The following is an 11,695-nucleotide window of genomic DNA, read 5'->3' as shown; positions in this document are numbered from 1 at the left end:
CGACCCGGCGAAGCTGTGACACCCACCGGGAGTGACCTGCGTCTCCCCACGCCCTCTCGCGCTCCCACGCGCCGGAGTCGCGGGGCGGGGTGGCCTGCGTAGCCACCAGCAGGCCAGAAGCGGCGGAACCACCGCCAGCAACGTCCAGGCCCCTCCACCGGTGTGACTCCGCGGGCGCTTCGTATGCCGTGGTGGCCGGTTCGGGCCAGCGGGGGCGGGGCGGGACGGCCGCAGTGGATCATGGGGGTTCCGGACAGGGGGTCGTATGCGTCTCAAGGGGCCAGTTCCCGATGCCGAGTCGCCGTGGAACGAGATCGTGCCCGGCCTGTTCATGGGCGGGCACCACTGCCGCGGGAGCGGCGGCGAACCGGTTCCCGTCGTCGTCGGGCGCGAGTTCGACGTCGTCGTCAGCCTCCACCGGCGGGACGGGTGCGGGCCCGGGGACGGGGTCGCGCACCACTGCCGGGAGGTCCCCGACGGGCCGTTGAGCGCCGGCCAGATCACCGCCGTCCGCGAGCTGGCGGAGATCGTCGCCGACGACGTGCGCGAGGGCCGGCGGGTGCTCGTGCGGTGCCGGTCGGGGTACAACCGGTCGGGTCTCGTCATCGTCCAGGCGCTGGTGGAGCTGGGGTATCCCGTGGAGGACGCGATCTTCCTGGTGCGGTACCGGCGGTCCCGGTGGGCGCTCAACAACCAGCTTTTCGTCGACTACCTGACCACCGGGCTCGGCGTCGCCGAGCTGCTGGTGGGGCTGGACGAGGTCAGCGACGACGCCTGAGGCCCGGTGGCGCGGCGGGGTCGACCGCGTCGGGTAGGGTGAGCGGCGGCGAAGGGGAGTAGTCCCGAACCGCCGAGAGGTCGACATACTGGCCGCCCCCAGGGGTGGCCCGGCCCTCGGGCCGCGTGGAGCGGTGGACGAGACCTTCGGCCTGGTAGGACGTGCCCGGGAGACCGGGCGCATTCGTCATGCCGGGCCGAGTGGTCCTCCCGTCCCGGGTGGCGTCGCGCGGCCCGGCCCGTCGGGAGAGGCCGCCGGTTCCATGTCGTTCGACGTCGCCACGTTCGCGACCACGTTCGTGCTGATATTCCTGGCCGAGTTGCCGGACAAGACCATGTTCGCCTCGCTGGCGATGGGCACCCGGATGCGCCCGTCGTGGGTGTGGCTGGGAACGGCGAGCGCGTTCGTGGTGCACGTCGCCATCGCCGTGGCGGCCGGCAGCGTGTTCTCGCTGCTGCCCGAGATGCTGGTACAGATCGTGGCGGCGGCGCTGTTCGCGTTCGGGGCCTGGACGCTGCTGCGCGGCGGGGACGACGGGGAGGACGACGACGTCGCGCGGGGGCGGCGGGTGACGGGCTTCGCGGCGACCTGGGCGACGGCGTTCACGGTCGTGTTCGTCGGCGAGTGGGGCGATCTGACGCAGATCACCACCGCGAACATGGCCGCCACGCGCGAGGCCCTGCCGGTCGCGGCCGGGGCCCTGCTGGCGCTGACGACGGTGTCGGCGCTCGCGCTGGTCGCCGGCAGGTTCATCGCCGACCGGGTTCCGTTGAAGACGGTGCAACGGGTGGGCGGCGTGGTCATGCTGGCGCTGGCAGTCTGGTCACTGGTCGAGGCGTTCACGGGATAGGGCGGAAACGATGGGTGCGCATCACGGACGGGTTCCGGCGGCGCCGGGCGCGGTACGGGCGAGCCTGGCGGTCGTGGTGCCGCTGGCACTGGTCACGCTGGTCGCGTTGGTGTGGATGTGGCCGTCGGAGGTGAAGTCCGGGGGCGGGCAGAGCATGCCGAGGTTCAACGGGGAGGTCGTGGGGATCGACCTCAGGCCGTGCCCGCCGCCGGTCGGCGCGGCGAAGTCCGACCCGCGGACCTGCGGCCAGGCGCACGTCCAGCTGACCTCGGGCCTCAGCAAGGGGCAGGTCGTCCCGGTCGAGCTGCCGAACGGCCCCGGCTCGCAGGTGTTCTCGACCGGCGACGACGTCGTGCTGATCAACGCGGGCGAGTCCCCGGACGGCAACCCCTACCAGCTGTCCGACCACGACCGGTCGAACGCGCTGTGGCTGGTCGGGCTGGCGTTCGTGCTGGCGGTGGTGGCGTTCGGGCGGTGGCGCGGGCTGACCGCGCTGGTCGGGCTGGCGATCACGTTCGTGCTGCTGCTCCAGTTCCTGCTGCCCGCGATCCTGGACGGCGCGCCACCGCTGCTCGCCGCGATCGTCTGCGCGTCGGCGATCATGCTGACGGTGCTGTACCTGACGCACGGGTTCACGGTCACCACCTCGGTCGCGGTGGTCGGAACGCTGGTCAGCCTCGTCCTCACCGGCGCGTTCGCCTGGGCGGCGATGGAGATGGCGCACCTGAGCGGGTTCGTGGACGACAGCGCGCTGAACCTGAACCTCGGCTACCAGATCAGCACCGAGGGGCTGCTGCTGGCGAGCATCATCATCGGGTCGCTGGGCGTGCTCGACGACGTCACCGTCACCCAGGCCGTCACCGTCGCCGAACTCGCCCACGCCAACCCCGCCTCCCGGTTCCGGGACCTGTACCGGGCGGGCGCGCGGGTCGGCCGGGCGCACATCGCCTCGGTGATCAACACGATCGTGCTGGCCTACGCGGGCGCGTCGCTGCCGCTGCTGCTGCTGTTCACGGTGGGGCGGCAGCCGCTCGGCGAGGTGGTGACCGGGCAGATCGTCGCGCAGGAGATCGTGCGGAGCGTCGCCGGGACGATCGGGCTGATCGCGGCGGTTCCGGTCACGACGGTGCTGGCGGCGCTGGCGCGGTCGCGCGGCGACGCGGCGGCGGGGCGGCCCGCCGAGCCCGAGCCGCACGCCGCCCACGTCCACTAGATCGTGTTCCCAAGCCCCGGCCCGCGGCGCGTGACCTCGGGCCCGCAGGTCAGGGAACGCGCTCGCGCGCTTGGCCGAGGCCCACGTCGAAGCAGGCCCTAGTCCCAGAACCGGAACACCGGGCCGGTCCTCGCGTCCATCTCGCAGGCGTTGGCGAACGTCCGGCTCCACCACACCGGGACGCCCTGCCGGACGCCCGTCGCGGTCGCGGTGACCGGGGCGTGCCCCCGGGCGCAGGAGTGGAGGGCGCCGGGCAGGCGGTCGAGGTCCCCGCCGACCGATTCGAGGACGGCGCAGGTCTCCTCGCCGTGGGGATGGTTGCCGAGGCCGTCGGGGCAGGTCAGGAGCGCGCCGCGCAGGGGCGTTCCGGCCGCGTCCGCCACGGTCAGGTCGAACTCCGCGGTGGGCGGGCCGAGGACGGCGTCGGTCGGAAGGGCCGTGGCGGGGATCAGGACGGCGGGGATCAGGACGGCGGGGATCAGGGCGGCGGTGAGCAGCGCGGTTACGCCGGAGAGGGCGGGGACACGCAAGGTTGCCTCCACTGTGTAGTGATTCCTGTACACAGTGTGACGGCAGTGGGATGGCGGACGCGCGGGACGCGGGGTGACGGATGGCTGCCGGCGGGGCAGGTTGCTGTCCGCGCCGGGTGACGTAACGGCCCTCGGTGAAGGCCGTCAGCGGGTGGTGGCCGGGGCCTCGGCGGGGGCGAGATGCTCGGCGAGGACCGCCAGATGGGTCCGGCGGGCCTCGGCGTGTCGCCGCCGCCCCGCCTCGGTGACCACGACGATGACGCCGCGCCGGTCGACCTCGCACAGGGCTCGCTCGACCAGCCCGTCCTTCTCCAGGCGGGCGACGGTGCGGGACAGGGCGCTCTGGCTCAGGTACATGTCCGCCGCGATCTCCTGCATGCGGCATTTGTCACGTTCGTTGGCGACGAGGCGGTCGAGGGTCTCGAACTCGCTCATCGTCAGGCCGTGCTCGTCCTGCAGCGCGCGGTCCAGGCGGCAGGCGACCGTGTTGTAGCTGGTCAGCAACGAGCGCCACTGGCCGATCAGCTCCGCCTCCGACTTCATGCCGCGCAGCGTACCATGCGCACGCATCAGATGCACGTGAATTAAATGTGAACGCAATAAGTGCTTGGACATTTGATGCATGCGCATGTACTGTCCCGTGGCGTGACCATCACCGAAACCCCCCGTGCATCCGGAAGCCCGACCGCGGCCGGCTCCGCGCCGGTCGAGCAGCGATGGACCCCCAGGTTGTGGGGCGTCCTCGGCGTGCTGTGCGCCGTGCTGTTCCTGGACGGCCTGGACGTGTCGATGGTCGGCGTCGCCCTGCCGTCCATCGGGACCGAGCTCGGCCTGTCCACCACCTCCCTGCAGTGGATCGTCAACGGCTACGTCCTCGGCTACGGCGGCCTGCTGCTCCTCGGCGGGCGCACCGCCGACCTCCTCGGCCGCCGCCGCGTCTTCCTGATCGCGCTCGCCGTGTTCGCCGTGGCGTCGCTGATCGGCGGGCTGGTCGACAACGGCCCGCTGCTGATCGTCACCCGCTTCGTCAAGGGCCTGGCCGCCGCGTTCACCGCGCCGACCGCCCTGTCCATCCTCACCACCACCTTCCACGAGGGACCCGCGCGCAACCGGGCACTGTCGGTGTTCTCGGTCTTCGGCGCCAGCGGGTACTCCTCGGGCCTGATCCTGGGCGGCCTGCTGACCAGCTTCGGCTGGCGGTGGACGTTCCTGACGCCGGTCCCGCTGGCGATCCTGGCGCTGGTCGCGGGACTGGCGCTGATCCCGAAGGACAAGCCCGCCGACGGCGGCGGCCACGACCTGGTCGGCGCGGTCACGCTGACCGCCGGCATGCTGCTGGCCGTCTACACCGTCGTGTCCGCGCCCGAACGCGGCTGGCTCGACCCGCTGACGATCGGCTCGATCCTGCTGGCCGTCGCGCTGCTCGCCGCGTTCCTGATCACCGAGAACCGGGTGCGGCACCCGCTGATCCGGCTCGGCATCCTGCGGATCGGCTCGATCGTGCGGGCCAACCTCAGCGTGGTCGCGCTGTTCGGCTCCTACCTGAGCTTCCAGTTCATGATGACGCTGTACCTCCAGGACGTGCTGCGCTGGTCGCCGCTGAAGATGGCGCTCGCGCTGCTGCCCGCCGGGCTGATCGTGGCGTTCGGCTCGCCGTTCGTGGGCCGGCTCATCGACCGGTACGGCACGTCGCGGCTGATCCTGGCCTCGATGGCGTCCCTCAGCCTCGGCTACGTGTGGTTCATCGCCACGGCCGGGAACACGCCGCACTACGCGTTCACGGTGCTGCCGACGATGCTGCTGCTGGGCGGCGGGTTCGCGTTCGGCTTCAGCTCGATCATGGCGCAGGCCACCGAGGGGATCGACGACTCCGAGCAGGGGCTCGCCTCCGGCCTGGTGCAGACGTCCGGGCAGGTCGGCGCGGCGCTGGTGCTGGCCGCGGTGACCGCGCTGGTCGCGGGCGGCACGCACGGCGGTGGCGACTTCGGCCAGTTCCACGCCGGGGTGAACCTGGTGACGGCGGTCGCGGTCGTCGGCCTGGCGCTGAACGTGGTGCCGCTGCTGCGGCGCCGCCGCGAGCCCGCCCTCGCGTCCTCCTGACCCGCCCCGATGATCGTCCTGCGGCCCCCGGCCCGGTCCACACCGGGGGCCGCAGGCGCGGATCAGGGGGCGCAGCCGAGGGCCTCCAGGAACGCGGTGGCGGCCGGACTCGGTGTGAAACGGCTCCACACCAGGACCTCGATCCGGGCCGGGGCGTCCTTCACGCAGATCGTGCGGACGCCGTCGAGCTGCGGCGTGAACGCGGCGGGCAGCATCGCGATCCCGAGGCCGCTGCGCACCATCCGTACCATCAGCTCCCCGGCCGACACCTCGAACGGCACCTCGCGCCGCACGTCCGACGCCGCGAACGCCGCGTCGGACTGGGCGCGGCCCACCGTTCCGGAGGGGAAGTCGATGAACGTCTCGTCCGCCAGCCGCCGCAGCTCGACCTCCGGTTCGCCCGCCAGCGGATGCTCGGGGTGGACGACCGCGACGAGGTTGTCGTGGGCGAGCCGGCGGTGGCGGACGCCGCGCGGCTCCATGCCCGGCAGCAGCCCCAGCAGCGCCGCGTCCAGCGTCCCGTCGCGCACCTGCTCGACCAGGACCTCGCTGGCCATGGTCCGCAGGCTGATCCGCACGCGCGGGTGGCGGCGGTGGTACTCCTTCAGCACGTTCGGCAGGTCGACCGCCGCGACCGTGGGGATCGCGCCGATCGCCAGGTTCCCGCGGATCTCCCCGGTGACCGCCGCGACCTCGGCGCGGGCGCGTTCGGCGGCGTCCAGGGCCTGCCGGGCGGCGGGCAGGAACGCCGCGCCCGCCGGGGTCAGCCGCACCATCCGGCTCGTCCGGTCGAACAGCCGCGCGCCCAGCTCGCGTTCCAGCTTGGCGATCTGGTGGCTCAACGCCGACTGCACGACCAGGCACCTCTCGGCGGCGCGGGTGAAGCTCCCGGTGTCGGCGACGGCCACGACGTAACGCATCTGCTGCAGGTCCACGCCATCTATCGTGAATCACGATCGTTCCGATGACAAACATGTGTTGGACTCATTGATCGCTGTCAGGCCAGGGTAGGGGCATGACCACGATCGCGTTGCGCACCCGCCCCGCGGAGACCCGGCAGGCCGCCGGGCTCGGCCGCGGGCTGCTGTTCCTGATGTCGGCCGCCACCGGCCTGTCGGTGGCCTCCAACTACTTCGCCCACCCCCTGCTCGACCTGTTCAGCCGCGAACTGAACCTCGGCACCTCGATGGCCGCGATGATCGTCACCGCCGCGCAGATCGGCTACGGCGCGGGCCTGCTCCTCCTGGTCCCGCTCGGCGACCTGCTGGAGCGCCGCAAGCTCGCCGTCGGCCTGTTCATGGTCACCGCCGCGTCGCTGCTGGTGTCGGCCACCGCCCCCAACGGCGCGGTGCTGCTGGCCGGGACGGTCCTGACGGCGTTCGCGTCGGTCGCCGCGCAGGTGCTGGTGCCGTTCGCCGCCGCGCTGGCCGCCCCCGAGCAGCGCGGCCGCGTCGTCGGCACCGTCATGACGGGCCTGCTGCTGGGCGCGCTGCTGTCGCGCACCGTCTCCGGCGGCCTGTCGGAACTGGGCGGCTGGCGCACCGTCTACTGGGTGAACGCCCTGCTCATGGCCGCGATGGCGGCGCTGCTGTGGCGGGCCCTGCCGGCGATGCGCTCCGACGCGGGCCTGTCGTACCCGGCGCTGATCAAGTCGACGCTGCTGCTGTTCCGGGAGGAGCCGGTGCTGCGCTGGCGGGCCGGGATCGGCGCGCTGTCGTTCGCCGCGTTCAACGGCGTGTGGGTCGCCCTGGCGTTCCTGCTGGCCCGCCCGCCCTACGGCTGGACCGAGGCGGCGATCGGCCTGTTCGGGCTGGTCGGCGTGGGCGGCCCGATCGCGGCGTCGATGGCCGGACGGCAGGCCGACCGGGGCGGCGCCCAGCGGGTGACCGGGGTGGGCACGCTCGGGATGCTGGCGTCCTGGGGCCTGCTGGCGCTCGGCGGATCGTCCCTGCCGTGGCTGCTGGGCGGGCTGATCCTGCTGTCGCTCGCGCAGCAGGGGCTGCTGGTGGCCAACCAGAACGTGGTGTACGCGCTGCGGCCCGAGGCCCGCAACCGGCTGAACGCGGCGTTCATGACCTCCAACTTCGTCGGCGGCGCGGCGGGCTCGGCGCTGGTCTCGGTGGCGTGGGTCAACGGCGGCTGGTCGGGGGTCGTGCTGCTGGGGACGGTGCTGTCGGCGGGCACGGTGGCGCTGTGGCTGCTCGAGCGCGCCCGGACGAAGAAGTGAGGGCGGGCTGTCGAACCGCCGCCGGTGTAGCCAAGCGCACCGGCGGCGGTTTCGTTCTGCACGCGGTCCGTTCCCCGGGCCCCGCCGGACCGCGCCGCCAAGTCCCCGAGGGAGCACCGCCTCCGGAGTTAGTCGCCCACCGCCAGCCGCACGCCCAGGGCGACGAGGACCACGCCGGAGAGGTACTCCACGCGGCGGCGGACGGCGGGGCGCTGGAACAGCCGCCGGACCTGGCAGACCGCCACGACGACGCCGAGGTACCAGGCCAGGTCGATCAGAGTGGAGGCGGCGGCCAGCAGGAGCAGCGTCGGCAGCACCGGGGCGCCGTCGGGGACGAACTGGGGGAGGAAGGAGAGGGCGAACACACCGGCCTTGGGATTGGCCAGATTGGTGAGCAGCCCCATCCGGTAACAGCGCCACCGGGACCGCCGACGGGGCGTGGCGGACGTGCCGCCGGTGCCGCCGGTGCCGTCGGAGGCGTCGCGGCGGATCGAGCGGCGGGCCCGCAGCAGCGCCTGGACGCCGAACCAGATCAGCACGGCCGCGCCGGCGACCCGCAGGACGTCGTAGGCCAGGCGGGAGGCCAGCAGCAGGGCCGACAGGCCGAAGGCCGCCGCCAGGCACCACGCCAGCCAGCCGGTCTCGTTGCCCAGCACGGTGGCGATCCCGGCGGGCCGCCCGGCGTCGATGGACTGCCGGATGATCACCACGGTGGTCGGCCCCGGCGCCATGGAGACCAGCAGCGACGCCAGGGCGAAAAGCAGCAGGGTGTCGAACACGGTCACTCCCGGATCGGGCGGCTCGCGATCGGCTCCCGGGGACGATCTCCCGCTGCCCGGCGTGCCGCCGGGACGGACCCGGGACTTGCGCTCTCGCCCACACGGTAGGCGACACCGTTCCACACGACCAGCCCGAGCACGCGACGGTCCGCCGGCCGGGGGCCGGTGCGCTGCCTTTGAGGCGGAAGTCCGGTGCGGGGCGCGCTCGGCGGACGTCGTGACGGGCGCCCGGTCCGAGTACGCGGTGATCTGCTGGGCGGGGGCTGGTGCGTTGTCTTGAGGTGGAAGGCCGGTGTGAGGAACGCTCGGTGGACGTCGTGGCGGGCGCCCGGTCCGAGCACGGGGCGGTCTGCTGGGCGGGGCCGGTGCGCTGTCTTTGAGGTGGAAGGCCGATGAGGGGAACGCCCGGCGGACGTCGTGACGGACCTCTCTGTGGTCTGCTTCCGCTGGGCTGTTGAACGTGAGGGTCGCGTTGCCGGGTCGCGTGGCGCGATTCGTTTTCCGTCGTGGGGGCGGTCAGGAACTCCCGGGACGGTCGAGGCCCGTGGCGCGGGCTATGGCGACGGCCTCGTCGCGGGTGTGGACGTCGAGCTTGCGCATCACGGACGAGCTGATGTTGCGGACGGTCTTCGGGGAGAGCGACAGGCGGGTGGCGATGGCGGCGTTGTCCAAGCCGCGGATCATGCCGTCGAGGACCTGGCGTTCGCGGCCCGTCAGGTCGGGGAACGGCTCGACCGGCGCCTCGGCGGGGGAGGCGCGTTCGGCCAGGTGGGACGCCAGGACGGGACCGATGACGGCCTCACCCCGGTGCGCCTGGCGGATGGCGCGGCGCAACTCGTCGCTCCGCGCGCCTTTGAGGACGTAACCGCAGGCCCCGGCGTTGATCGCGGCCAGCAGCGGGCGTTTCTCCGCCCGTCCGCTCAACGTCAGCACCCGCGCGTGCGGGACCGCCTCGACGATGCGCCGGACCACGGCGATCCCGTCGCCCGGCAGCCGCAGATCCACCAGCGCCACATCGGGGCGCCCCGTGAGGACCTGGGCCAACGCCGCGTCCGCGTGTTCCGCCTCGCCCACCACCGCGATGTCCCCGGCTCGCTCCAACAGCGCGCGGACCGCCCGCCGGTACGCCCGCCGGGCCTCGGCGACCAGAACGCGGATGACCTGGTCGTTCACGAGGCCTCCAAGAAACGTCCGCCCGAGCCGAACACCGTGCGCCCCGCTCCGCCACCCCCCTCCACGATGTGCCGCCGCGCCGTCGCGTTTCCGTGCGTGCCGAAGCTCCGCAACTTCATGGTGTGCCGCCGAACCTGCGAAACGCTGCCACGTCCCGTGGCGGAGCACGCCGCCCAGCAGCACGCCTGTGGTGCGTCAGCGTGTCCTGCAGTACGTTGCGCGTTCTCGCGGCACTCCGCCTTTGGCGCGCCGCTGATTCCACTATCCGCCTCCTCGGACCTTCCGCCTACCCGTCCGCCCTCCCCTTTGCGGAACACGTCCTGGCGTTCGGGCTGGAGAGCGTTCGATATCGGATCGCGTGAGACGGATGCCGGCTGGCACGCTGGCCCTGTGGACCATGCGGAAGCGCTGCTCATCGGCGGGCGGGCCGGAGTCGGCAAGACGACGGTGGCGTGGGAGGTCTCGGCGTTGCTGCGGGCCGCCGCGGTCTCGCACGCGGTCATCGACGGCGACTTCATGGGCCAGGTGCACCCGGCCCCGGAGGGGGATCCGGACCGTTCGCAGATCACCGAGAGCAACCTCACCGCCGTGTGGGCCAGCTTCGCCCGGCGCGGCTACCGCCGGCTGGTCTACACGAACACCCTCAGCGTGCTGCCCGAGACGACCGGCATGTTCCGGCAGGCCATGGGGAGAGCGTGCGGATCCTTCTCACCGCCTCGGACGCCACCGCCCATGAGCGGCTGGCGGGCCGGGAACTCGGCTCGGAGCTGGAACGGGAACTGGCGGGCAGCGTCCGCAAGGCGCGGCTTCTGGACCGGCGCGCCCCCGCGGGGACCGCGCGGGTGGCGACGGACGGGAGGAGCGTCGTGGACATCGCGCGCGAGGTCCTGTCCGCCACCGGCTGGCCCGGACCGCACTCCGCGACCGGGCCGTGAGCGTGCCGTCCGGGACGGAACGATCGCCGAGGTTCGAGAACGGGCCTTGAGCCCTACGCGGCGGTATCGGGGCCCTTGCTCCGGCGGGCTTCGAGCGCGTCCAGGATCAGGTCCAGGCCGTAACCGAACTCGCTCGTGTGGTCGTAGCCCGGCCGCAGGGCGTGGTGGACGATCACCTCCGTGAGGTACGGCAGCTCGCCCGCGGGCAGGTCCTTGAGGATGCCGCCGGCCACCTCCTCGACGTCGTCCGGCTTCGCCACCGGCAGGTTCGCCTCCTGGAGGACGAATCCTCCGACGTAGCTGTCGATGAGCGAGACGGCGTGCACGGCCATCGGCAGCGTGAACCCCGCCTCCCGGAGGACGCCGAGGACGGCGTCGTGGTGGCGGAGCGTCGCCGGTCCCGGGGCGCGGCGGGAGTCCATGAGGCCGAGGGCCCAACCGTGCCGCGACAGGACCGCACGCGTGGAGGAGGCGCGCGCACGGATCGCGTCGCGCCAGTCGCCCCTGTTCGTCCTGGTGTACGGGTCGGGCTCGGACTGGGTGCAGAACGTTCTGGCGGCCGGTGGCGCGCGGCTCCGGGTCGACGGGAGGGAGAGAGCTCACCGACCCGCGCCTCGTCGGGAAGGACGAGGCGTTCCAGGCCCTTCCCGCCGAGGTGGCGCGCCCGCCGAGGCTGCTCCGCATCACCGAGTTCCTCCGTATGGACCTGGCCGCAAGCTGACGATCAGCGTCCAACGCGAAGCCTCGGCCCGGCCGGGCGCCTGGTGGAGCGCCGGGGCAGATCGTCGGGAGGGCCGTGGCCGGGTTGCGCGAGGTCGACATGTTGCTCACGGGGATGAGCGGCGGACCCTCCTCCGCGTCCGACGCTTCCTCCGCCTGCCGTTCAACGCGGCCCGGCTGATCGACGGCCCGATGGCCCGCTTGCGGCTCTCGGACATTCCCGGCGGAACCCGCTCCGCTCGGCTTGGCCCTGGCCTGGGAATCAGGCGTTAGGCGGCTGAAGGGTCGTTCCCCATGCGGCGGCGCGGCACGACGGCCGACTCCCGGTCGGCGATCCGGACGGCGATGGCCGGGGAAGGTGGCGGCCCGGCTCGCCAGAGCCTCGGGGCG

General features: G+C 73.0%; 12 protein-coding genes. 6 read left to right on the top strand and 6 right to left on the bottom strand.

What is annotated here, in order from left to right; genetic code table 11:
* Positions 1 to 265 precede the first annotated feature (265 nt).
* From HNR61_RS28635 to HNR61_RS28625, 3 genes are all read left to right on the top strand, one after another.
* Complete coding sequence (locus HNR61_RS28635) at positions 266 to 778, top strand: protein-tyrosine phosphatase family protein (protein ID WP_182846278.1); 513 nt, start codon at positions 266 to 268, stop codon at positions 776 to 778.
* A 262-nt stretch (positions 779 to 1,040) separates the two neighbouring features.
* The gene (locus HNR61_RS28630; protein WP_182846277.1) at positions 1,041 to 1,628 is read left to right on the top strand and encodes a TMEM165/GDT1 family protein; all 588 of its coding nucleotides are present in this window, start codon (positions 1,041 to 1,043) and stop codon (positions 1,626 to 1,628) included.
* A 10-nt stretch (positions 1,629 to 1,638) separates the two neighbouring features.
* On the top strand, positions 1,639 to 2,841 hold the full coding sequence (locus tag HNR61_RS28625) for a YibE/F family protein (protein WP_182846276.1): 1,203 nt from the start codon (positions 1,639 to 1,641) through the stop codon (positions 2,839 to 2,841).
* 98 nt (positions 2,842 to 2,939) lie between these two features.
* Here the strand turns inward: HNR61_RS28625 and HNR61_RS28620 are convergent, their stop codons facing one another.
* Both HNR61_RS28620 and HNR61_RS28615 read right to left on the bottom strand, forming a co-directional pair.
* Positions 2,940 to 3,371 (bottom strand): SSI family serine proteinase inhibitor, encoded by a 432-nt coding sequence (locus tag HNR61_RS28620; protein ID WP_220509900.1) that lies wholly within the window; start codon positions 3,369 to 3,371, stop codon positions 2,940 to 2,942.
* Positions 3,372 to 3,515: 144 nt separating this feature from the next.
* A complete protein-coding gene (locus tag HNR61_RS28615; RefSeq protein WP_246443883.1) occupies positions 3,516 to 3,941 on the bottom strand; it encodes a MarR family winged helix-turn-helix transcriptional regulator in 426 nt (141 codons plus the stop codon).
* Between the two features lie 75 nt (positions 3,942 to 4,016).
* On the opposite strand from HNR61_RS28615, the gene HNR61_RS28610 reads away from it, so the two are divergent.
* Positions 4,017 to 5,471 (top strand): MFS transporter, encoded by a 1,455-nt coding sequence (locus HNR61_RS28610; RefSeq protein ID WP_245681840.1) that lies wholly within the window; start codon positions 4,017 to 4,019, stop codon positions 5,469 to 5,471.
* Positions 5,472 to 5,533: 62 nt separating this feature from the next.
* Here HNR61_RS28610 and HNR61_RS28605 read toward each other — a convergent pair whose 3' ends face one another.
* Positions 5,534 to 6,406, bottom strand: coding sequence for a LysR family transcriptional regulator (locus HNR61_RS28605; RefSeq protein WP_182846273.1), 873 nt, complete (start codon positions 6,404 to 6,406; stop codon positions 5,534 to 5,536).
* 80 nt (positions 6,407 to 6,486) lie between these two features.
* Between HNR61_RS28605 and HNR61_RS28600 the strand changes: the two genes are divergently transcribed.
* A complete protein-coding gene (locus HNR61_RS28600) occupies positions 6,487 to 7,698 on the top strand; it encodes an MFS transporter (RefSeq protein ID WP_182846272.1) in 1,212 nt (403 codons plus the stop codon).
* 128 nt (positions 7,699 to 7,826) lie between these two features.
* Here the strand turns inward: HNR61_RS28600 and HNR61_RS28595 are convergent, their stop codons facing one another.
* Positions 7,827 to 8,483: a LysE family translocator gene (locus HNR61_RS28595; protein ID WP_312898140.1), complete on the bottom strand. Its 657-nt coding sequence runs from the start codon at positions 8,481 to 8,483 to the stop codon at positions 7,827 to 7,829.
* 510 nt (positions 8,484 to 8,993) lie between these two features.
* On the bottom strand, positions 8,994 to 9,650 hold the full coding sequence (locus HNR61_RS28590; protein WP_182846271.1) for a response regulator: 657 nt from the start codon (positions 9,648 to 9,650) through the stop codon (positions 8,994 to 8,996).
* A 695-nt stretch (positions 9,651 to 10,345) separates the two neighbouring features.
* Between HNR61_RS28590 and HNR61_RS48315 the strand changes: the two genes are divergently transcribed.
* Positions 10,346 to 10,585: a hypothetical protein gene (locus tag HNR61_RS48315; protein WP_246443881.1), complete on the top strand. Its 240-nt coding sequence runs from the start codon at positions 10,346 to 10,348 to the stop codon at positions 10,583 to 10,585.
* Positions 10,586 to 10,638: 53 nt separating this feature from the next.
* Here HNR61_RS48315 and HNR61_RS28580 read toward each other — a convergent pair whose 3' ends face one another.
* Positions 10,639 to 11,037: a TetR/AcrR family transcriptional regulator C-terminal domain-containing protein gene (locus HNR61_RS28580; RefSeq protein ID WP_246443925.1), complete on the bottom strand. Its 399-nt coding sequence runs from the start codon at positions 11,035 to 11,037 to the stop codon at positions 10,639 to 10,641.
* Positions 11,038 to 11,695 lie beyond the last annotated feature (658 nt).

Source organism: Actinomadura kijaniata, from assembly GCF_014138665.1.
GTDB classification, from domain to species: Bacteria; Actinomycetota; Actinomycetes; order Streptosporangiales; family Streptosporangiaceae; genus Spirillospora; species Spirillospora kijaniata.
Note: the sequence above shows the minus strand (reverse complement) of the source record. Positions and strands in the feature narration are given on the sequence as shown.